A 21,196-nucleotide genomic window follows, 5' to 3' on the forward strand; every position below is an offset into this window, starting at 1 on the left:
TTAGCGCAACAGAATGTAGATAGACTCATTACCACGCATGACCTGCAGGGCAATGACCGCCGGTTTGCTCTCCAGCACCTTGCGCAGTTCGGCAATGGACTGCACGCGATTGCGGTTCACGCCAATGATGACATCTTCCTGATGCAATCCGGCCTGCGCGGCAGGGCTGCTCTTCTCGACGGTGTCCAGGCGAATGCCTTTCGTACCGTCTTTCAACTGCCCATCGCTTAGCGTTGCCCCTTGCAGCGCCGGGGCGATAAGCTCCGCGCTGGCAGAGGACGAGGTGCTTTTATCCAGCGTCACTTCGACGTTCAGCGGCTTACCGTCACGGATCAGGCCCAGCTTCACTTTGGCCCCCGGTTCGGTGGTGGCGATACGCGAACGCAGTTCAGCAAAGCTGCTCAGCGGCTTGTCGTTAAGGCTGACGATCACATCACCCGATTTAATGCCTGCTTTTGCCGAACCGGAGTTTGGCAGCACTTCACTGACAAACGCACCGCGCTGCACGTTGATATTGAACGCTTTCGCGATATCCGCGCTCATCTCCATGCCTTTAATACCCAGCAGTCCACGTTTGACTTCGCCGAACTGGATTAGCTGCTGCGCCAGCGTTTTAGCCATATTGCTCGGGATCGCAAAGCCAATCCCAATGCTGCCGCCGCCCGGAGCCAGAATTGCCGTGTTAATGCCAATCAGCTCGCCGTTAAGGTTGAGTAATGCCCCGCCGGAGTTGCCCCGGTTGATTGAGGCATCGGTCTGGATGAAGTTTTCCAGACCTTCCAGATTCAGACCACTGCGTCCCAGCGCCGAGACTATGCCGGAGGTGGCGGTTTGACCTAAACCAAAGGGATTGCCCACGGCGACGGCAAAATCACCGACGCGCAGCTTGTCGGAATCCGCAATGGCAATCTGGGTCAGGTTGCTCGGGTTCTGCACCTGCAATAGCGCGATGTCGCTCTGATCGTCGCCGCCAATGAGTTTGGCATCAAATTCACGACCATCGTTCAGCTGGACGCTGATTTTATCGGCCTGGCTGATGACATGATTGTTGGTCAGGATATAGCCTTTAGCCGCATCAATGATGACACCAGAGCCCAGGCCTTCAAAAGGCTGAGCCTGCTGGTTGGGGGACTCATCGCCAAAATATTTTTTCAGTTCTTCCGGTACGCGCTGGCTTTGAACCGCCGTGCCTTCTACCTGAACGCTCACGACCGCGGGCAACACTTTTTCCAGCATTGGCGCGAGGCTGGGAGTGGCTGCCTGTCCCGGCACCTGCGAAGGCAGCGCCGCACCGGCAGGGAAGGACGCCGAGAGAGATAACCCGACACTTAACGCTATAGCGCTCAACAGCTGGTTTTTTTTCTTCATTGATGCTGACTCTCGTATCCTGGAATGAAAGAAGAACGGCCCAAAATCATGATGATGTTATTGAATTTTATACCGCTGAACAATGAGGTGTTTGACTAAATAATAGCTGGGGACGGGAAGAAAGGACGGGCGCAAGAGATGCGCCCGTAAAATATATTTATGTTGTGCGATTAATCGCGTTTTGCGCCACCGCGCAGCAGGCCGGACGCTCCGTCAGAGTAGTCGCGTGGCATCTGAACCGGAGCCTGATCGTTACCCGCTTCTGAGTCGGCCAGACGGTTGCGGAACGGGTTAGTCTCCGCGGTCATTTCCGGCAGCAGGCTGCTGGAGCTTTTCGCCATATGCTGATACAGCTGACGGTAGTCGGTCGCCATGTTGTCCAGCAGCTCGGCGCTACGGGCAAAGTGGCTGACCAGCTCTTCGCGATACTCTTCCAGCTCTGCTTTATTCTTTTCCAGTTCGTACTGCAGTGACTGCTGCTGACGCAATTTGCGGTTGCCGAAACGCATGGCCACAGCACCGATCACGATGCCGACGACTAAACCGATTAGCGCATATTCCCAGGTCATGAACTTCTCCCGTTGTCTTGTTGTTCCGTAGGGTGTTGGCTCGGCTCCTGCCTGTGCCTGATAATGCCACTATAACCGCTATTTCCGCAGAAGTGGAATCCTGACGTATCATCGAGTAGTGTAGAACGGCCTTTTTTTCATCAGTCAAGCCTGCTGATGAGCATTAATTGAAGGAATAACAATAAGATTATGCAAATCCTGTCCCCTGCATCGCGATATCAACTGGCCCTGAATGAGGGTACTCATCAGCCTGATGACGTTCAACGTGAGGCGGTAAACCGTCTGGAGATGATTTATCAGGCGCTCACGGCAAAACCTGCTGAAGTAGAACAGAGTGGTGGGCTCAAAGCGGCGTTTGGCCGACTGCTCGGCAAAAAAGCGCCGCAGGCTCAGGCTCCGGTGCGCGGTTTATATATGTGGGGCGGCGTCGGTCGCGGAAAAACCTGGCTGATGGATCTGTTTTATCTCAGCCTGCCGGGGGAGCGTAAACAGCGCCTCCACTTCCATCGCTTTATGCTGCGGGTGCATGAAGAGCTTACAGCGCTGCAGGGCAAAAGCGATCCGCTGGAGATTGTGGCTGACAGGTTCAAGGCGGAAACGGACGTGCTCTGCTTCGATGAGTTTTTTGTTTCTGACATTACCGACGCCATGCTGTTAGGCGGGCTGATGAAAGCGCTGTTTGCCCGCGGGATCACGCTCGTTGCCACGTCGAATATCCCGCCGGATGAACTCTATCGCAACGGCCTGCAGCGGGCGCGTTTCCTGCCGGCTATTGATGCTATCAAACAGCATTGCGACATCATGAATGTCGATGCCGGTGTCGATTATCGTCTGCGCACGTTAACGCAGGCGCACCTGTGGCTTTCGCCGTTAAACGCCGATACCGCTCGCGAGATGGATAAACTCTGGCTGGCGCTGGCGGGCGCAAAACGCGAAAACGCACCGACGCTGGAGATTAACCATCGCCCGTTACCTACCCTTGGCGTAGAAAACCAGACGCTGGCAGTCTCTTTTGCGACGCTCTGCGTGGATGCCCGCAGCCAGCATGACTATATTGCGCTTTCGCGCCTGTTCCACACCGTGATGATGCTTGATGTGCCGGTGATGACGCGGCTGATGGAGAGCGAAGCGCGGCGCTTCATTGCGCTGGTGGACGAGTTTTACGAGCGCCACGTCAAGCTTGTCGTCAGCGCCGAGGTGCCTTTATATGAGATCTACCAGGGCGAGCGGCTGAAGTTTGAGTTCCAGCGCTGCCTCTCGCGCCTGCAAGAGATGCAGAGCGAAGAGTATCTCAAGCGTGAGCATATGCCCTAATCAATGCTCCCCTCTCCCGCGGGGAGAGGGGCTGAGGGTGAGGGCACCAGACCGCACAAACGCGCCCCCCGAAAAACCCATTCCAAATCACATTTAAGGGTCGATCTTTGACCTCAACTTCTCTATAATCTTGCGACCCCACGTTACGAGAAGGTTTTTTTCCCGAAACTTTCTATGTGTCGGCATGTGCTATTCGAAGGGGTAGGTTTGCCGGACTTTGTCGTGTGAACCTCAACTGACTAAACGTTTGGGTGTTCACCAACGTGTAACTTATTATTTGGGTAAGCTTTTAATGAAAACTTTTACAGCTAAACCAGAAACCGTACAGCGCGACTGGTATGTTGTTGACGCGACCGGTAAAACTCTGGGCCGTCTGGCTACTGAACTGGCTCGTCGCCTGCGCGGTAAGCATAAAGCGGAATATACTCCGCACGTTGATACTGGTGATTACATCATCGTTCTGAACGCTGACAAAGTTGCTGTTACCGGCAACAAGCGTACTGACAAAGTGTACTACCACCACACCGGCCACATCGGTGGTATCAAAGAAGCGACCTTTGAAGAGATGATTGCCCGCCGTCCTGAGCGTGTGATTGAAATCGCGGTTAAAGGCATGCTGCCAAAAGGCCCGCTGGGTCGTGCTATGTTCCGTAAACTGAAAGTTTACGCAGGCAACGAGCACAACCACGCGGCACAGCAACCGCAAGTTCTTGACATCTAATCGGGATTATAGGCAATGGCTGAAAATCAATACTACGGCACTGGTCGCCGCAAAAGTTCCGCAGCTCGCGTTTTCATCAAACCGGGCAGTGGTAAAATCGTAATCAACCAGCGTTCTCTGGAACAATACTTCGGTCGCGAAACTGCCCGCATGGTAGTTCGCCAGCCGCTGGAACTGGTTGATATGGTAGAAAAACTGGATCTGTACATCACCGTTAAAGGTGGTGGTATCTCCGGTCAGGCAGGTGCGATCCGTCACGGTATCACCCGCGCTCTGATGGAGTACGACGAATCCCTGCGTTCTGAACTGCGTAAAGCTGGCTTCGTTACTCGTGACGCGCGTCAGGTTGAACGTAAGAAAGTGGGTCTGCGTAAAGCACGTCGTCGTCCACAGTTCTCCAAACGTTAATCCATTCTGCTTACGCAGAACGATTGGCGAAAAACCCGCTTCGGCGGGTTTTTTTATGGATAATGCGCAGGTTATCCACAGTAACATTTCATATATCTTCTCTTTTTCCACATTTCCGGCATCCCCTCACCACAAAGCCATCAAAATCTGGTAAACTATCATCCAATTTTCTGCCCAAATATCGGTGAATACTCGATTTTTGTTCGATTCTTGAACAATGTGTCTTCTCTGGGATGGGCGATACTTCATCTGGCTGGCCCCGTTGGGCTGGTAGCAGTAAAAATTCTGAATATACCTGGAGGTTTTCATGGCTGTCGCTGCCAACAAACGTTCGGTAATGACGCTGTTTTCTGGTCCTACTGACATTTATAGCCATCAGGTTCGTATCGTGCTGGCCGAGAAGGGTGTCAGTTTTGAGATCGAGCATGTGGAAAAGGATAACCCGCCTCAGGATCTGATCGATCTCAACCCGAGCCAAAGCGTACCGACGCTGGTGGATCGCGAGCTGACCCTGTGGGAATCCCGTATCATTATGGAATATCTGGATGAGCGTTTCCCGCATCCGCCGCTGATGCCTGTTTACCCTGTTGCACGTGGTGAAAGCCGCCTGTACATGCAGCGTATCGAAAAAGACTGGTACTCGCTGATGAACGTCATTACCAGCGGCTCCGCTTCTGAAGCCGACGCTGCGCGTAAGCAACTGCGTGAAGAGCTGCTGGCAATTGCCCCTGTGTTTGGTCAGAAACCGTTCTTCCTGAGCGACGAGTTCAGCCTGGTGGATTGCTATCTGGCCCCGCTGCTGTGGCGTCTGCCAATTCTGGGCGTTGAGTTCAGCGGCCCTGGCGCAAAAGAGCTGAAAGGCTATATGACTCGCGTATTTGAGCGCGACTCTTTCCTGGCATCTTTAACTGAACCGGAACGTGAAATGCGTCTCGGCCGAGGCTAATGACTGTGGAAATGTCACAACTTACCCCACGCCGTCCGTATCTGCTGCGCGCCTTCTATGAATGGCTGCTGGATAACCAGCTCACGCCGCACCTGGTTGTGGATGTGACGTTGCCGGGCGTGCAGGTTCCAATGGAATACGCACGCGACGGACAGATTGTACTGAATATTGCGCCACGTGCAGTGGGTAACCTGGAGCTGGCAAACGACGAAGTGCGCTTTAATGCGCGTTTCGGCGGCGTGCCGCGTCAGGTTTCCGTTCCGCTGGCTGCGGTTCTGGCTATCTACGCCCGTGAAAACGGTGCAGGCACCATGTTCGAGCCGGAAGCGGCGTATGATGAAGAGGTTGCCAGCCTGAATGACGATGAGGCATCCGATGAACGCGAAAGCGACCCGGTAATGTCTGTGATTGATGGCGACAAGCCCGATCGTCAGGACGACGACGAGGGTCCCGATGATGAACCGCCACCGCGCGGTGGTCGTCCCGCACTGCGCGTTGTGAAATAAACAAACAGGCCCGACGGGCCTGTTTTGCTTTCTGCCCCTTTTCGCCCCCTCTAATTTCCTGTGTTATGATGCAGCGTTTTCCTTCAATGGCACCGGACTGCAATGAAACCGACTGATCGTAACGCTGAAAACTCAGATGAAACCCTTGGCCGCAGCCTGCGTCGCCGACCGCTGACGCGCAAAAAGCTGTCGGATATGGTGGAAGAAGAGCTAGAGCAGATGATCCGCCGGAAGGAATTTGCCCAGGGAGAGCAACTGCCCTCCGAGCGCGAGCTGATGGCGTTCTTCAACGTGGGCCGCCCCTCGGTGCGCGAAGCGCTGGCGGCGCTGAAGCGTAAAGGTCTGGTACAGATTAACAACGGTGAACGCGCCCGCGTCACCCTGCCGTCTGCCGATACCATCATCAGCGAGCTGTCGGGGATGGCGAAAGATTTTCTGACCCAGCCCGGTGGTATTGCCCATTTTGAGCAGCTCCGTCTGTTCTTTGAATCCAGCCTCGTGCGTTATGCCGCAGAGTACGCCACGGACGATCAGATTGCGCGGCTGACGAAAGCGCTGGAGATCAACAGCCAGTCCCTGGATGACAACGCGCTGTTCATTCGATCCGACGTCGATTTTCACCGCGTGCTGGCGGAGATCCCCGGCAACCCAATCTTCAACGCGATCCACGTTGCGCTGCTCGACTGGCTAATCGCGGCGCGTCCTAAAGTGCCGGATGCAGAGCTTTATCAACATAACGCAGCCAGCTATCGCCAGCATATTGCGATCGTTGACGCGATCCGCCGCCGCGATCCCGATGAAGCCGATCGGGCGTTGCAAACTCACCTCAACAGCGTTTCCGCTACCTGGCACGCCTTCGGCCAGCATTCAAAAGCTAAAAAGTAACGATCCTTTAGTGAAGCAGATCGCAATATAAGCGTTCTGTATTCCACTGCTGCTTAATTGATCTGGTATAACAGGTATAAAGGTATGTCGTTATAAAAAACACACGAATGATTGAGGTATCTATGGCAACTCAACTCCGCGGCGTAATGGCCGCACTTCTGACTCCGTTTACCCTACAGCAGGCGCTGGATAAGGAGAGCCTGCGCCGTCTGGTGCAATTCAATATTGCGCAGGGCATCGACGGGCTTTATGTCGGCGGTTCAACGGGGGAAGCCTTTGTCCAAAGCCTTTCTGAACGCGAGCAGGTGATGGAGATCGTGGCGGAGGAGGCGAAAGGAAAAATCACGCTCATTGCCCACGTTGGCTGCGTGAGCACTGCGGAAAGCCAGCAGCTGGCCACCGCCGCAGCCCGCCTGGGCTTTGACGCCGTGTCCGCCGTCACGCCGTTTTATTACCCCTTTAGCTTTGAAGAACATTGCGATCACTACCGTGCAATTATTGATTCGGCGGATGGTCTGCCGATGGTGGTCTACAACATCCCGGCGTTAAGCGGCGTGAAGCTAAGCCTGGATCAGATCAACACTCTGGTGACGCTGCCCGGCGTCGGCGCGTTGAAGCAAACCTCCGGCGATCTGTTCCAGATGGAGCAGATCCGTCGTGAGCATCCGGATCTGGTGCTCTACAACGGCTATGACGAAATTTTTGCCTCCGGCCTGCTGGCCGGCGCGGACGGGGGGATCGGCAGCACCTACAACATTATGGGCTGGCGCTACCGGGCTATCGCCAACGCGGTTCGTGAGGGGGATAACGCCACCGCACAGCGCCTGCAAAGCGAATGCAACAAGGTTATCGACCTGCTGATTAAAGCCGGGGTCTTCCGTGGTCTGAAAACGGTTCTGCACTACATGGACGTGGTGTCCGTGCCGCTGTGCCGTAAACCGTTTGCCCCTGTAGACGAGAAATTCGTGCCGGCGCTGAAGGCGCTTGCGGAGCAGTTAATGGCGGAAAAATGCTAACGCACTGCCGGATAAGGCGCAGCCGCCATCCGGTAAAACGACAGAGAAATCGTCGGGAGAGTGAAATGAGTAAGTCTACCCAAAGCATCCCGTGGTACCGTCATCTAAGCCGCCCTCAGTGGCGCGCCTTCTCTGCCGCCTGGCTGGGATATCTGCTTGATGGCTTCGATTTTGTCCTGATTGCCTTAGTCCTGACAGAAATTAAAAGTGAATTTGGCCTCACGACCGTGGAAGCGGCGAGCCTCATTTCGGCGGCCTTTATTTCGCGCTGGTTCGGCGGCCTGCTGCTGGGCGCCATGGGCGACCGCTATGGCCGCAAGCTGGCAATGATAACCAGCATCGTACTCTTCTCCTGCGGTACGCTGGCCTGCGGTTTTGCGCCGGGTTACGTCACCCTGTTTATCGCCCGCATGGTGATTGGTATGGGGATGGCGGGGGAATACGGCTCCAGCGCAACCTACGTCATCGAAAGCTGGCCGAAACACCTGCGCAATAAGGCGAGTGGTTTTCTGATTTCTGGCTTCTCCATCGGTGCCGTGGTTGCGGCCCAGGTCTACAGCCTTGTCGTGCCCGTCTGGGGCTGGCGAGCGCTGTTCTTTATCGGCATCCTGCCCATCGTCTTTGCCTTGTGGCTGCGGAAAAATATTCCGGAGGCTGAAGACTGGAAAGCGAAGCACGAAGGTCAGGCGCCGGTACGTACAATGGTTGATATTCTTTATCGCGGCAAATACCGCCTGATCAATATGGCGATGACGCTGTTTGCCGGCACGGCGCTGTGGTTCTGCTTTGCCGGCGAACTCAACAACGCCGGGCTGGTGGTTATTCTCGGCCTGCTGTGCGCCATTGTGTTTATCAGCTTTATGGTGCAAAGCAGCGGTAAACGCTGGCCTACGGGCGTCACGCTGATGGTTGTCGTGCTCTTCGCGTTCCTCTACTCCTGGCCGATTCAGGCGCTGTTACCTACGTATCTGAAAACCGATCTGGCCTATGATCCGTCAACGGTGGCGAAGGTGCTGTTCTTTAGCGGCTTCGGCGCGGCTGTAGGCTGCTGCGTGGGTGGTTTTCTCGGCGACTGGTTGGGCACCCGGAAGGCCTACGTCTGTAGCCTGCTGGCCTCACAGCTGCTGATCGTTCCCGTCTTTGCGATCGGTGGCGCAAATGTCTGGGTGCTGGGCCTGCTGCTCTTTTTCCAGCAGATGCTGGGGCAGGGGATCTCGGGGATCTTACCGAAACTCATCGGTGGTTATTTCGACACCGACCAGCGTGCGGCGGGTCTGGGCTTTACCTATAACGTCGGCGCGCTGGGCGGGGCGATCGCCCCGGTGATTGGTGCGCTGCTGTCGCAGAATATGGCGCTGGGCACAGCCCTGGGATCGCTCTCCTTCGGCATGACCTTTGTGGTGATCCTGCTGATTGGACTGGATATGCCGTCCCGAGTTCAGCGCTGGCTGCGGCCGGAGGCGATTCGAACCCACGACGCCATCGACGGTAAACCTCTCAGCGGAGCCGTCCCGTTTGGCGGCGATAAAAACGCTTTAGCCAAAAGCAAAAGTTAATCCGCTGGAAAAAGCGGCAGGGCGTTAGCTCCGCCGTGAGGATATCTTTATGTACGCGATGACGTGTGCCACGCGGTTACCAACCCTGAATTAGCGCTTAAACGTCACCGCTTCCGGCTGCGTCAGATGCAAGGTTGTCTGGCTGGGCACCGTCTCGGCAATCACCTTGCCGTGGCGAACAGAGTATCGTGCCGGCGTCTGGCGACGAACGGCATCAAACCCATTCTCTGCCGGGAGGATCACCAGGTTTGCTGAATTCCCAACGCGCACGCCATAGTCCTGCAAATTAAGCGTTTTCGCGCTGTGGGTAGTGATCAGGTTAAGCCCATCGTTTATTTGCCCGTAACCCATCAGTTGGCAAACGTGCAGTCCCATATGCAGAACCTGAAGCATATTCGCGGTTCCCAGCGGATACCACGGATCGAAAACGTCGTCATGACCGAAGCAGACGTTGATCTCCGCTTCCAGCATTTCTTTGACGCGTGTAATGCCGCGGCGTTTGGGATAGGTATCGAAACGGCCCTGCAAATGCGTGTTAACCAGCGGGTTTGCCACGAAGTTAATGTCTGACATTTTTAACAGGCGGAACAGCCGGGACGTATACGCGCCATTATAGGAGTGCATCGCCGTGGTATGGCTGGCGGTCACGCGCGAACCCATTCCGTCACGATGTGCCAGGGCTGCAACGGTTTCAACGAAGCGCGATTGTTCATCATCAATTTCGTCACAGTGGACATCGATCAGGCGGTCGTACTTTCTGGCCAGGGAAAACGTTTTATGCAGCGACTCCACGCCATATTCACGCGTAAATTCAAAGTGCGGGATTGCGCCGATGACATCCGCCCCTAAACGCACGGCTTCCTCAAGCAGTGCTTCACCGTTCGGATAAGAAAGAATGCCTTCCTGCGGGAATGCCACAATTTGCATATCGACCCACGGGGCGACTTCCTGCTTCACCTCCAGCATGGCTTTCAGTGCCGTAAGGGTAGGGTCCGAGACGTCAACGTGAGTACGTACGTACTGAATGCCGTTGGCGATCTGCCACTTCAGGGTTTGCATCGCGCGAGCTTTAACGTCTTCGTGGGTGAGCATCGCCTTACGTTCGGCCCAGCGCTCGATGCCTTCGAAAAGGGTGCCTGACTGGTTCCAGCTCGGTTCACCCGCCGTTTGCGTTGTATCCAGATGGATATGCGGTTCGATGAAAGGAGGGATAACCAGCCCGCATTCGGCGTCCAGCACATGACCGACTGGCGCAGGGGCGGTTTCCTGAGGATCGATTCGGCTGAAGCGTCCGTCCTCAATCGTGATCTGCCATAAACCCTCCTGCCCCTGCAAACGGGCCTGACGGATAGTGAGGGAATTATTCTGCATGGGAAGCCTCCGAAGGATTAGCAAGGGTACGTTTGGCGAATGGGTTTAACACCAAATAGCTGAAGACGCCACCCAATACTGCGTTAACGGGGACAATTCCCGGAATGTAGTGCCCGGCAGCAACGCCCAGGGCGACCGAGAAAATGGCAATCCAGTTAACGGACACAAATTTTGCGTGGTCGAAGCTGGCATAGCGGCGGCGATTAATCAGGTAGTCGGCGATAATCACCCCGCCAATCGGCGGAATCGCTGCCGACAGAAAGGTCAGCCAGCCAACGAAGTTGTTGTATAACCACAGCGCGCACAGCGTACCGATAATGCCATTCACCACCGACAGCGTACGGCTGGAAAGGCCAGTAATATTGGCGAAACCCAGACCAGAGGCGTACAGCGCGTTGTCATTGGTGGTCCAGATATTCAGGCCGAGAACGACAATCGCCGGCAGCAGCAGTCCCTGGGCGATCATCACGTCAGAAATATCGGCCTGTCCTACGGCAGCAGCGCCTGCCGCACCGAAGATAAACATCAGCGAGTTGCCAAGGAAAAATGCCACCATCGCTACCAGAACGGCACCTTTAGCATTGCGGCCAAAGCGGACGAAGTCGGCGGTCAGCGTGCCTGCGCTGATAAACGAACCTACAACCAGCGCCAGCGCGCTGGAAAAGTTGAGCGGCGTCTGCGGCACAATGGATTTGAGGTGATCCAACCCTCCCACGCCGTCCACCGCCAGCCAGACGGAATAGCTACCCAGGATGACGATAGCGGGTACGGCGATGATGGATAAAATCGTCAGTGCCGAGATGCCAAAAAAAATGGTCAACGTCATCAGCAGGCCGGAAACCGCAATCAGGATGTTCACGTCGATGCCCGTGGCTTTACTCACCGGGATGGCAAACATCGCTACGCCGACGCCAAACCATCCTACCTGCGTACCGCCTAAAAGCATGGAAAGAAGCCAGGAACCTTTTATACCGAACGAGTAACGCGCAAGAAGATGGGTTGAGAGGCCGGTTTTTGCGCCAATGTAGCCAAGAAAAGCAGTGTAAATACCGAGGAGGAGATTGCCGAAGAGAACTGCGAGGAAGAAATCATTATAGGAAAGACCGGTACCGAGCGTGCCTCCGGTCCACATACTGGCGGAAAAAAACGTTAACCCTAACATCACAAAAGTGAGTGGAACCACGCCTTTCCGCGCCGTCAGAGGGACGGGGCCCTGGCTATAATTGTTATCTTGCGACACAACGCCTCCTTGAATTTTGGCCAAAAAATCCGCCGCATAATATCCATTTTTTTCGACAATACAAACGTTTACGTCCGGGGTTTACGCTGCATTTGTGGGGAAATGGGTATCGTTAACTGAAGGGGAGGTTACTGAAAACAGGCTCCCCGGCGTTCCGCTTTATGCTTCTGCCGGGGAGTCAGAGGGGCTTACACTTCCAGGAAGTTCATGATCCCGTCAGCCGCTTTACGTCCTTCGGCAATCGCGGTAACCACCAGGTCTGAACCGCGAACGATATCGCCACCGGCGAAGATTTTCGGGTTGCTGGTCTGGAAGGCGTTGTCGCTGCCTTCCGGCGCAATCACGCGGCCCTGTGAGTCCAGCTCTACGCTGTGCTTCGCCAGCCACTCCATGCTGTGAGGGCGGAAACCAAACGCCATCACCACGGCGTCGGCCGGGATCACGTGCTCAGAGCCAGCCACGATCTCCGCGCGACGACGGCCTTTCGCATCCGGCGCACCCATCTCCGTGCGCGCCATCTTCACGCCGCTCACCTTACCGTTGGCGTTCACTTCAATGCCCAGAGGCTGGATGTTGAACTGGAACTCTACGCCCTCTTCACGCGCGTTTTTCACTTCGCGCTTAGAGCCCGGCATGTTCTCTTCGTCACGACGGTAAGCACAGATGACGTGCGCCGCGTTCTGACGAATGGACGTACGCACGCAGTCCATCGCGGTATCACCGCCGCCCAGCACGACAACGCGTTTACCTTCCATGCTGACAAACGGCTCGTCGGCAGTTTCGCCGTAGCCCATCAGTTGTTTGGTGTTAGCAATCAGGAACGGCAGCGCGTCGTACACGCCTGGCGCATCTTCGTTCTCAAGACCACCGCGCATGGACTGATAGGTACCCACGCCCAGGAACACGGCGTCGTAATCCTTCAGCAGATCGTCGAGCTGCACGTCGCGGCCCACTTCGGTGTTGAGTTTGAACTCAATGCCCATGCCGGTGAAGATTTCACGGCGGCGGGTCATTACCTCTTTTTCCAGCTTGAATGCCGGGATACCGAAGGTCAGCAGACCGCCGATTTCCGGGTGACGGTCAAAAACCACCGCCTTCACGCCGTTGCGTGTCAGCACGTCCGCACAGGCCAGGCCTGCTGGACCCGCGCCGACGATCGCCACGCGCTTGTCGGTTTGCTTCACGCCGGTCATATCTGGACGCCAGCCCATCTCGAACGCTTTATCGTTGATATAGCGTTCGATGTTGCCGATGGTCACCGCGCCAAACTCGTCGTTCAGCGTACAGGAGCCTTCGCACAGGCGATCCTGAGGACACACGCGGCCGCACACTTCCGGCAGGGTGTTGGTCTGGTGAGAGAGCTCGGCGGCTTCAAAAATACGCCCTTCGTTGGCCAGCTTCAGCCAGTTCGGAATGTAGTTATGGACCGGACATTTCCATTCGCAGTAAGGGTTACCGCAGGACAGGCAGCGGTCTGCCTGTGCTTTGGCCTGGCCTTCTGAAAACGGCTCATAGATTTCAACAAATTCAATTTTACGGATCTTCAGCGGTTTCTTTGGCGGATCAACACGCTGAAGGTCGATAAACTGGTATACGTTCTGGCTCATCTGAATTCCTTACTGCGCCTGCACGCGCAGCTCTGCTGCGCTACGACTACGGTGGCCCAACAGGGCTTTAACATCGCTGGACTTCGGCTTAACCAGCGCGAATTTCGCAGAGAACGCTGGCCAGTTCGCCAGGATCTCTTCGCCGCGCGAAGAACCGGTATGCTGCACGTGTTCGGTAATCAAACCGCGCAGGTGTTCTTCATGAATGGCCAGCGAATCAACGTCCAGCACTTCCACCAGTTCCGGGTTCACGCGCTTGCGGAACTCACCGTCTTCATCCAGCACGTAGGCAAAACCGCCCGTCATGCCGGCGCCAAAGTTCACGCCGGTTTTACCCAGGACGCACACAATTCCGCCCGTCATGTATTCGCAGCCGTTATCGCCGATGCCTTCCACCACGGTAATGGCACCGGAGTTACGCACCGCAAAACGTTCGCCCGCACGGCCCGCGGCAAACAGACGACCGCCGGTCGCACCGTACAGACAGGTGTTGCCGATGATGCTGGCTTCATGGCTGCGGAAGGCTGAACCGACCGGAGGACGCACCGCCAGCAGACCGCCCGCCATGCCTTTGCCGACGTAGTCGTTGGCATCGCCGGTCAGGTATAACTCAACGCCGCCGGCGTTCCACACGCCGAAGCTCTGGCCCGCGGTACCGCTGAAGTGCGCGGTAATCGGATCCGATGCCAGCCCCTGGTCACCGTGCGTTTGCGCGATGTAACCGGAGAGGGACGCGCCGACAGAACGGTCGGTGTTGCGGATATCAAACCAGAACGTTTTGCTCTGTTTCTCGTCCACATACGGCTTCGCCTGTTGCAGCAGCTGCGCGTTCAGCACGCCGTTGTCGAACGGCGGGTTGTTCTCGGTGCAGTAAACCGCTTTGCCAGGATGCGGCTCAGCCGTTTCCAGCAGCTTAGAGAGCTCCAGCTTCTGCTGCTTGGCGGTGAAGCCTTCCAGCTCTTTCAGCAGGTCGGTACGGCCAATCAGATCCACCAGACGCTTCACGCCCAGCTGCGCCATCAGCTCGCGGGTTTCACGGGCGATGAAGTCAAAGTAGTTAGTCACCTTGAACGGCAGGCCGTGATAGTGATTCTTACGCAGCTTCTCGTCCTGGGTTGCAACGCCGGTTGCGCAGTTGTTCAGGTGGCAAATACGCAGGTATTTACAGCCGAGCGCAACCATCGGGCCGGTACCGAAGCCGAAGCTTTCCGCACCCAGAATCGCCGCTTTGATGATGTCGAGGCCGGTTTTCAGACCGCCGTCCACCTGCAAACGGATCTTGTGACGCAGACCGTTAGCCACCAGCGCCTGCTGGGTTTCCACCAGGCCAAGCTCCCACGGGCAGCCCGCGTATTTCACGGAGGAGAGCGGGCTTGCGCCGGTACCGCCGTCATAGCCGGCAATGGTGATCAGATCCGCATAGGCTTTCGCCACGCCGGTGGCGATGGTGCCGACGCCCGGCTCGGAAACCAGCTTCACGGAGATCATCGCTTTCGGGTTGACCTGTTTCAGGTCGAAAATGAGCTGCGCTAAGTCCTCGATAGAGTAGATATCGTGGTGCGGCGGCGGGGAAATCAGCGTCACGCCCGGCACCGAGTAGCGCAGTTTGGCGATGTACGGGGTGACTTTATCACCCGGCAGCTGACCGCCTTCGCCCGGTTTTGCACCCTGAGCGACCTTAATCTGGATCACGTCGGCGTTAACCAGGTAGGCAGGGGTTACGCCAAAGCGGCCGGACGCCACCTGCTTGATGCGCGACACTTTGTTGGTGCCGTAACGGGCCGGATCTTCACCGCCCTCGCCGGAGTTGGAGTTGCCGCCGATGCTGTTCATGGCTTCCGCCAGCGCTTCGTGCGCTTCCGGGCTCAGCGCGCCGATGGACATCGCCGCGGTATCGAAGCGTTTGAACAGCTCGGATGCAGGCTCAACTTCGTCAACGCTGACCGCTTCATCGCCCGGATTGAGGGCAATAAGGTCGCGCAGCGTCGCTGCCGGACGGTTGTTCACCAACTCGGCATACTGCTGATAATCGCTGTATTCGCCGCTCTGTACCGCCTGTTGCAGCGTGCGCACCACGTCCGGGTTGTAGGCGTGATATTCGCCGCCGTGAACGTATTTCAGCAGGCCGCCCTGTTCCAGCGGCTTACGTGCCAGCCAGGCGCGCTTCGACAGGTTCACCAGATCCTGCTGGAAGTCAGCAAAACCGGCCCCGCCGATGCGGCTGACCACGCCCTGGAAGCAGAGGTTGGCGACGTCGTCGTGCAGGCCGACCGCTTCAAACAGCTTCGAGCAGCGGTAAGAGGCAATGGTCGAGATGCCCATTTTGGACATGATCTTGTACAGGCCTTTGTTGATGCCGTTACGGTAGTTCAGCATCACCGTGCGGTAATCTTTGTCGATGGCGCGGGTGTCTACCAGGCGGGCCAGCGTTTCGTAGGCCAGGTACGGGTAGATCGCCGTCGCACCAAAGCCTAACAGCACGGCAAAGTGGTGCGGATCGCGGGCGCTGGCGGTTTCCACAATGATGTTGGCGTCGCAGCGCAGGCTCTTGTCGACCAGACGCGTCTGGATAGCCCCCACCGCCATTGGCGCAGGCACCGGCAGACGGTTTTTCGCAATGTTACGGTCAGACAGCACCAGCAGAACGGTGCCGTTACGCACCATCTGCTCGGCTTTGTCACACAGCGCATTCACCGTCTCTTCGAGGCTCGTTTCGGTCACGTCGAAGGTGATATCGAGCGTGTCGGCGCGGTAGTGCTCCTCGGTCATGGTGGTGAGCTGTTTAAAATCAGAGAACAGCAGGATCGGCGATTTAAAGGTCAGACGGTGCGCCTGGCCTTCGGCTTCGCAGAAGACGTTCATCTCACGGCCGATGCTGGTGGCCAGCGACATCACGTGGGCTTCACGCAGCGGATCGATTGGCGGGTTGGTCACCTGCGCAAACTGCTGACGGAAATAGTCGTAAATAATGCGCGGCTGGCTGGAGAGCACGGCGAACGGGGTATCGTCACCCATCGAGCCGACCGCTTCCTGGCCGTTTTCGCCGAGCACGCGAATAACCGAGTCCAGCTCTTCCGCGCTGTAGTTAAACTGCTTTTGGAAGCTCGCGAGGGTATCGTCGTCCATCTCGCGGCTGCCCACTTCGTCGTCAGACAGATCTTCGAACGGCACCAGGCGACGGACGTTTTTCGCCATCCACTCTTTATACGGATGGCGGCTTTTCAGATCGTTATCGGTTTCCGCAGAGTGCAGAATACGGCCGCCGCGGGTATCGATCACCATCAGCTCGCCCGGACCGACGCGGCCTTTCTCGACCACTTCGTCAGGCTGGTAATCCCAGATCCCCACTTCAGAGGCGCAGGTGATGAGCTTGTCTTTGGTGATGACGTAGCGCGCCGGACGCAGACCGTTACGGTCCAGGTTACAGGCAGCGAAGCGACCGTCGGACATCACGATACCTGCCGGACCGTCCCACGGCTCCATGTGCATGGAGTTAAAGTCGAAGAACGCGCGCAGCTCCGGATCCATATCCGGGTTGTTTTGCCAGGCCGGCGGCACGAGCAGACGCATGGCGCGCACGATATCCATCCCGCCCGCCAGCAGCAGTTCCAGCATGTTGTCCATGGAGCTGGAGTCAGAGCCGGTTTCGTTCACGAACGGCGCGGCATCGTGCAGGTCAGGGATCAGAGGGGTCTGGAACTTATAGGTACGAGCACGCGCCCACTGGCGGTTGCCGGTGATGGTGTTGATCTCGCCGTTGTGCGCCAGGTAGCGGAACGGCTGAGCCAGCGGCCAGCGTGGTACGGTGTTGGTGGAGAAGCGCTGGTGGAACAGGCAAATGGCCGATTCCAGACGCAGGTCCGCCAGGTCCAGGTAGAAGCGCGGCAGGTCAGCCGGCATACACAGACCTTTATAGATGTTCACCAGGTTAGAGAGGCTACAGACGTAGAACTCTTTATCGTCCTGGAGACGTTTTTCAATGCGGCGACGGGCGATAAACAGACGGCGTTCCATATCGCGCGGACGCCAGCCCGCAGGCGCGTTAACGAAAATCTGCTCAATACGAGGCAGCGAGGAGAGGGCGATTTCACCGAGTACCCCTTCGTTGGTTGGCACATCGCGCCAGCCGACAATCGACAGGGTTTCGCGCTGAAGTTCTTCTTCAACGATGCGGCGTGAGGCGGCAGCCTTTTCAGGATCCTGATTCAGGAACAGCATGCCGACAGCGTAGTTTTTGGCTAAACGCCAGCCGCGCTCTTCCGCCACGATGCGGAAGAAACGATCCGGTTTTTGCAGCAGCAGGCCGCAACCGTCGCCGGTTTTACCATCGGCCAGGATGGCGCCACGGTGCTGCATACGGGCCAGTGCGTGAATAGCGGTACGCACTACCTTGTGGCTAGGTTCGCCTTCTATGTGGGCGATCAGGCCGAAACCACAGTTATCCTTCTCAAGGGATTTATCGTACAACATATCAGTGAACCTCCCCAGGCTCGTCGGGCTTCCCACTGAACTTTACCGTGGCGCACAGGCGCAGAAAGAGCATGGCGACGGGGTTAGCGTTTCATACGCGGACCTCGCATTCGCCCTCTTTTTCATCCTTTCGCGCAGGTAAACAAGTTTGAGGACTTGCTTCAGAGGGAATCTCAATTACTGCATAAATATGATGAGCAGGCCGCTCATCCAGAAAGCTTCCAGCGGATTTCCAACTTATCGGGAATTGGTACACAGGTCAAATGGCAATCTTATTTATACAAAAATGTGCTAAAGCGTAATTATCATTTTGTTTTTATTGGTTATTTTACTAATTTTACAACCACTGAAAGCGCCAGGAAGGTGCAGGGGAGTGTGATCTGACTCACTATATGAAAGCGGTATTATTGATGCAGCGTGCTGAAATGCGGATTTATGGCAGAATAATAATCTGGCGCAGTCTTCGAACCCGCATAAAATCACTGTTTTTCAGTCCTGGCGCTATAAATGAAAAAAACCATCAGAACATAAGGAAAAGTAATTACGTGGCGGGTGAATGAAATCTCGGTAATCGTGATTATTTATTCAAATGGATAAAGGCCGTCCAGGGCGATTGATCTAGGTCATCGCCGACAGAGGCTAAAAATGGCAGGCTTGTCCCCTTTCTTCGGGACGGTCTATCAGATTATGCAGTTACAGAAATTAGTCAATATGTTTGGTGGGGATCTTTTGCAGCGGTACGGTCAAAAGGTGCATAAGCTGACGCTGCACGGCGGCTTTAGCTGCCCGAATCGCGACGGCACCATCGGGCGCGGCGGCTGCACCTTCTGTAACGTTGCGTCGTTTGCTGACGAAGCTCAGCAGCATAAATCTATCGCGGAACAGCTCGCCCATCAGGCCAGCCTGGTGAACCGCGCGAAGCAGTATCTGGCCTATTTCCAGGCCTACACCAGCACGTGGGCGGAGGTTCAGGTATTACGCTCGATGTATCAGCAGGCGGTCGCTCAGGCTAACATTGTCGGGCTGTGCGTGGGTACGCGCCCGGACTGCGTACCGGAGGCGGTGCTGGATTTACTTAGCGAGTACAGAGAGAAGGGCTATGAGATCTGGCTGGAGCTGGGCCTGCAGACCGCGCACGATAAAACCCTGCACCGTATCAATCGTGGGCATGATTTCGCCTGCTACCAGCGCACCACGCGTCTCGCCCGCGAGCGTGGCCTGAAAGTCTGTTCGCATCTGATTGTCGGCTTGACCGGAGAAGGGCAGCAACACAGCCTGGAGACGCTGGAAAAAGTCGTGGAAACCGGCGTAGACGGCATTAAGCTGCACCCGCTGCATATCGTGAAGGGAAGCATAATGGCGAAAGCCTGGGAAGCCGGTCGGTTAAGCAGTATCGAACTCGACGACTATACGGTGACGGCGGGAGAGATGATTCGCCACACGCCGCCGGAGATTGTCTACCACCGCATCTCCGCCAGCGCCCGCCGTCCAACGCTTCTGGCACCGCTCTGGTGCGAGAACCGGTGGACGGGGATGGTGGAAATCGACCGCTATCTTCAGGAAAACGGCGTACAGGGTTCGGCGCTGGGCCGTCCGTGGGTTCCCCGTCTACCGACGGCGGCCGCCTAGCAGACTCCCCAGCATACCGCGCACAATCTGACTGGTGACCTGCCGCGCGGCGCTTTTCGCCATGGTCTGTACCACGCCGTCGCGCTTGCCGCCGCGCGGCCCGGTTGTGCCAAACAAAATGTCTTTTAGCCCGCCGAGAATGCCGTCATCCACTGCGACTGACAGGCCCTTAGCGGGTGGAGCATCCTGCGATTCGGTGGTTGCCTGTACCCCTTTTTGCAGCATCTCGAACGCAGACTCCCGATCCACCTCGTCTTCATACTTGCCGTACACCGGGGAGTGATTAATCAGGCTGTTACGTTCATCGTCGGTAACCGGCCCCATGCGCGAGCAGGGCGCGATCACCATTGCGCGTTCCACCACGGACGGGCTGCCCTTGGCATCCAGGAACGAGATCAGCGCTTCACCGGTGCCCAGCGCCTGAATCGCGGCTTCGGTATCAAAGGCCGGATTGGCACGCATGGTTTGCGCGGCGGCTTTCACCGCTTTCTGATCCTTCGGCGTAAAGGCGCGCAGGGCGTGCTGCACGCGGTTACCAAGCTGGCCCAGCACATTGTCAGGAATATCCGACGGGTTTTGCGACACAAACCAGACGCCGACCCCTTTGGAGCGGATCAGGCGGATAACCTGTTCAATTTTATCCAGCAGCACCTGCGGCGCGTCGTTAAACAGCAGGTGTGCTTCGTCAAAGAAGAAGACCAGTTTGGGTTTTTCCAGATCGCCCGCTTCAGGTAACTGCTCGTACAGTTCGGAGAGCATCCACAGCAGGCTGGCGGCGTAAAGCTTTGGCATCTGGTAGAGCTTCTCTGAACTCAGAATGTTGATGATGCCTTTGCCGCTGCTGTCGGTGCGCATCCAGTCTTTGATATCCAGCATCGGCTCGCCGAAGAAGTGTTCGGCGCCCTGCTGCTCCAGCGTCAGTAGCCCACGCTGAATGGCACCGACAGAGGCGCTGCTGATATTGCCGTACTGGTTCTGGAAGGATTTGGCGTTATCGCCGATGTACTGGGTAATGGCGCGCAGATCTTTGAAATCGAGCAGCAGCAGCCCCTGATCGTCGGCGATACGGAAGATAATATTCAGCACCCCGGACTGCACGTCGTTGAGGTTGAGCAGGCGGGCCAGCAGCAGCGGGCCGAGATCGGAAACGGTGGCGCGTACCGGGTGGCCTTTCTCACCGAAGATGTCCCAGACCACCACCGGGTTGCCGTGCGGCGTCCAGTCCGTAATGCCAATATTCTTCAGTCGTTCGAGCAGTTTTTCAGAAGCGGTACCCTGCTGAGCCACACCGGTTAAATCGCCTTTTACGTCAGCCATAAAGACCGGCACGCCAATCTCTGAAAGTGACTCCGCCAGCTTCTGGAGAGTGACTGTTTTCCCTGTGCCGGTGGCGCCGGTAATCAGACCGTGGCGGTTCGCCATCGCGGGCAGTAGATACAGCTCTTTTTCCAGCGTCCGGGCAATTAACAATGGTGTACTCATGATGCGCTTCCTCTCTTAGTCCTGGGTGGAGTATAGGCAACCTGACGGCAAAATGGTTGAGTAAATTGCTGACTTTGCGGCGCATTGTCCAGCGCGGACTATGCTTTT

Annotated in this window: 16 protein-coding genes; 9 read left to right on the top strand and 7 right to left on the bottom strand. The window is 56.5% G+C overall.

Features of this window, described 5'->3' with window-relative positions; genetic code table 11:
• Both degQ and zapG read right to left on the bottom strand, forming a co-directional pair.
• Entirely contained in the window at positions 1-1,368 is a 1,368-nt protein-coding gene (gene degQ / locus IM271_RS11840) for a serine endoprotease DegQ (RefSeq protein WP_041907839.1), read from the bottom strand.
• Between the two features lie 170 nt (positions 1,369-1,538).
• On the bottom strand, positions 1,539-1,937 hold the full coding sequence (zapG, locus tag IM271_RS11845) for a Z-ring associated protein ZapG (protein ID WP_010436126.1): 399 nt from the start codon (positions 1,935-1,937) through the stop codon (positions 1,539-1,541).
• 189 nt (positions 1,938-2,126) lie between these two features.
• Between zapG and zapE the strand changes: the two genes are divergently transcribed.
• The 8 genes from zapE (at position 2,127) to IM271_RS11885 (ending at position 9,289) form a co-directional block, all read left to right on the top strand.
• Positions 2,127-3,251 carry a cell division protein ZapE gene (gene zapE, locus IM271_RS11850; protein ID WP_041907841.1) on the top strand — a complete coding sequence of 375 codons (1,125 nt, stop codon included), beginning with the start codon at positions 2,127-2,129 and terminating at the stop codon, positions 3,249-3,251.
• 292 nt (positions 3,252-3,543) lie between these two features.
• Complete coding sequence (rplM, locus tag IM271_RS11855) at positions 3,544-3,972, top strand: 50S ribosomal protein L13 (RefSeq protein ID WP_006178824.1); 429 nt, start codon at positions 3,544-3,546, stop codon at positions 3,970-3,972.
• Between the two features lie 15 nt (positions 3,973-3,987).
• Positions 3,988-4,380, top strand: a complete 393-nt coding sequence (rpsI, locus tag IM271_RS11860) for a 30S ribosomal protein S9 (RefSeq protein ID WP_003860436.1) — start codon at positions 3,988-3,990, stop codon at positions 4,378-4,380.
• 307 nt (positions 4,381-4,687) lie between these two features.
• Positions 4,688-5,326, top strand: coding sequence for a stringent starvation protein SspA (sspA, locus tag IM271_RS11865; protein WP_028014589.1), 639 nt, complete (start codon positions 4,688-4,690; stop codon positions 5,324-5,326).
• Positions 5,327-5,331: 5 nt separating this feature from the next.
• Positions 5,332-5,832, top strand: a complete 501-nt coding sequence (gene sspB, locus IM271_RS11870; protein WP_028014588.1) for a ClpXP protease specificity-enhancing factor — start codon at positions 5,332-5,334, stop codon at positions 5,830-5,832.
• A 102-nt stretch (positions 5,833-5,934) separates the two neighbouring features.
• Complete coding sequence (nanR, locus tag IM271_RS11875) at positions 5,935-6,717, top strand: transcriptional regulator NanR (protein WP_045260455.1); 783 nt, start codon at positions 5,935-5,937, stop codon at positions 6,715-6,717.
• 122 nt (positions 6,718-6,839) lie between these two features.
• Positions 6,840-7,733, top strand: coding sequence for an N-acetylneuraminate lyase (nanA, locus tag IM271_RS11880; protein WP_193052637.1), 894 nt, complete (start codon positions 6,840-6,842; stop codon positions 7,731-7,733).
• Positions 7,734-7,798: 65 nt separating this feature from the next.
• Entirely contained in the window at positions 7,799-9,289 is a 1,491-nt protein-coding gene (locus IM271_RS11885; protein ID WP_193052638.1) for an MFS transporter, read from the top strand.
• A gap of 90 nt (positions 9,290-9,379) precedes the next feature.
• Here the strand turns inward: IM271_RS11885 and IM271_RS11890 are convergent, their stop codons facing one another.
• From IM271_RS11890 to gltB, 4 genes are all read right to left on the bottom strand, one after another.
• Complete coding sequence (locus IM271_RS11890) at positions 9,380-10,660, bottom strand: cytosine deaminase (protein WP_193052639.1); 1,281 nt, start codon at positions 10,658-10,660, stop codon at positions 9,380-9,382.
• Positions 10,650-11,900, bottom strand: coding sequence for a cytosine permease (codB, locus tag IM271_RS11895; RefSeq protein WP_193052640.1), 1,251 nt, complete (start codon positions 11,898-11,900; stop codon positions 10,650-10,652). The genes IM271_RS11890 and codB overlap by 11 nt, the downstream gene beginning before the upstream one ends.
• 188 nt (positions 11,901-12,088) lie before the next feature.
• On the bottom strand, positions 12,089-13,507 hold the full coding sequence (gltD, locus tag IM271_RS11900) for a glutamate synthase subunit GltD (protein ID WP_041907852.1): 1,419 nt from the start codon (positions 13,505-13,507) through the stop codon (positions 12,089-12,091).
• Positions 13,508-13,516: 9 nt separating this feature from the next.
• Complete coding sequence (gltB, locus tag IM271_RS11905) at positions 13,517-17,977, bottom strand: glutamate synthase large subunit (RefSeq protein WP_059357189.1); 4,461 nt, start codon at positions 17,975-17,977, stop codon at positions 13,517-13,519.
• A 687-nt stretch (positions 17,978-18,664) separates the two neighbouring features.
• Between gltB and IM271_RS11910 the strand changes: the two genes are divergently transcribed.
• A complete protein-coding gene (locus IM271_RS11910; RefSeq protein WP_193052662.1) occupies positions 18,665-19,606 on the top strand; it encodes a TIGR01212 family radical SAM protein in 942 nt (313 codons plus the stop codon).
• On the opposite strand, the gene IM271_RS11915 is transcribed toward IM271_RS11910, so the two are convergent.
• Positions 19,586-21,088: a helicase HerA-like C-terminal domain-containing protein gene (locus IM271_RS11915; protein WP_193052641.1), complete on the bottom strand. Its 1,503-nt coding sequence runs from the start codon at positions 21,086-21,088 to the stop codon at positions 19,586-19,588. The two genes, IM271_RS11910 and IM271_RS11915, sit on opposite strands and share 21 nt — an antisense overlap.
• Positions 21,089-21,196: the final 108 nt, after the last annotated feature.

Source organism: Enterobacter cloacae complex sp. I3 (genome assembly GCF_014896175.1).
GTDB classification, from domain to species: Bacteria; Pseudomonadota; Gammaproteobacteria; order Enterobacterales; family Enterobacteriaceae; genus Enterobacter; species Enterobacter bugandensis.

What these genes read in the sequence shown, in the direction of transcription:
- degQ (WP_041907839.1), bottom strand. Translation starts at nt 1,368, where the DNA reads ATGAAGAAAAAAAACCAGCTGTTGAGCGCTATAGCGTTAAGTGTCGGG.
- zapG (WP_010436126.1), bottom strand. Translation starts at nt 1,937, where the DNA reads ATGACCTGGGAATATGCGCTAATCGGTTTAGTCGTCGGCATCGTGATC.
- zapE (WP_041907841.1), top strand. Translation starts at nt 2,127, where the DNA reads ATGCAAATCCTGTCCCCTGCATCGCGATATCAACTGGCCCTGAATGAG.
- rplM (WP_006178824.1), top strand. Translation starts at nt 3,544, where the DNA reads ATGAAAACTTTTACAGCTAAACCAGAAACCGTACAGCGCGACTGGTAT.
- rpsI (WP_003860436.1), top strand. Translation starts at nt 3,988, where the DNA reads ATGGCTGAAAATCAATACTACGGCACTGGTCGCCGCAAAAGTTCCGCA.
- sspA (WP_028014589.1), top strand. Translation starts at nt 4,688, where the DNA reads ATGGCTGTCGCTGCCAACAAACGTTCGGTAATGACGCTGTTTTCTGGT.
- nanR (WP_045260455.1), top strand. Translation starts at nt 5,935, where the DNA reads ATGAAACCGACTGATCGTAACGCTGAAAACTCAGATGAAACCCTTGGC.
- nanA (WP_193052637.1), top strand. Translation starts at nt 6,840, where the DNA reads ATGGCAACTCAACTCCGCGGCGTAATGGCCGCACTTCTGACTCCGTTT.
- IM271_RS11885 (WP_193052638.1), top strand. Translation starts at nt 7,799, where the DNA reads ATGAGTAAGTCTACCCAAAGCATCCCGTGGTACCGTCATCTAAGCCGC.
- IM271_RS11890 (WP_193052639.1), bottom strand. Translation starts at nt 10,660, where the DNA reads ATGCAGAATAATTCCCTCACTATCCGTCAGGCCCGTTTGCAGGGGCAG.
- gltD (WP_041907852.1), bottom strand. Translation starts at nt 13,507, where the DNA reads ATGAGCCAGAACGTATACCAGTTTATCGACCTTCAGCGTGTTGATCCG.
- gltB (WP_059357189.1), bottom strand. Translation starts at nt 17,977, where the DNA reads ATGTTGTACGATAAATCCCTTGAGAAGGATAACTGTGGTTTCGGCCTG.
- IM271_RS11910 (WP_193052662.1), top strand. Translation starts at nt 18,665, where the DNA reads ATGCAGTTACAGAAATTAGTCAATATGTTTGGTGGGGATCTTTTGCAG.
- IM271_RS11915 (WP_193052641.1), bottom strand. Translation starts at nt 21,088, where the DNA reads ATGAGTACACCATTGTTAATTGCCCGGACGCTGGAAAAAGAGCTGTAT.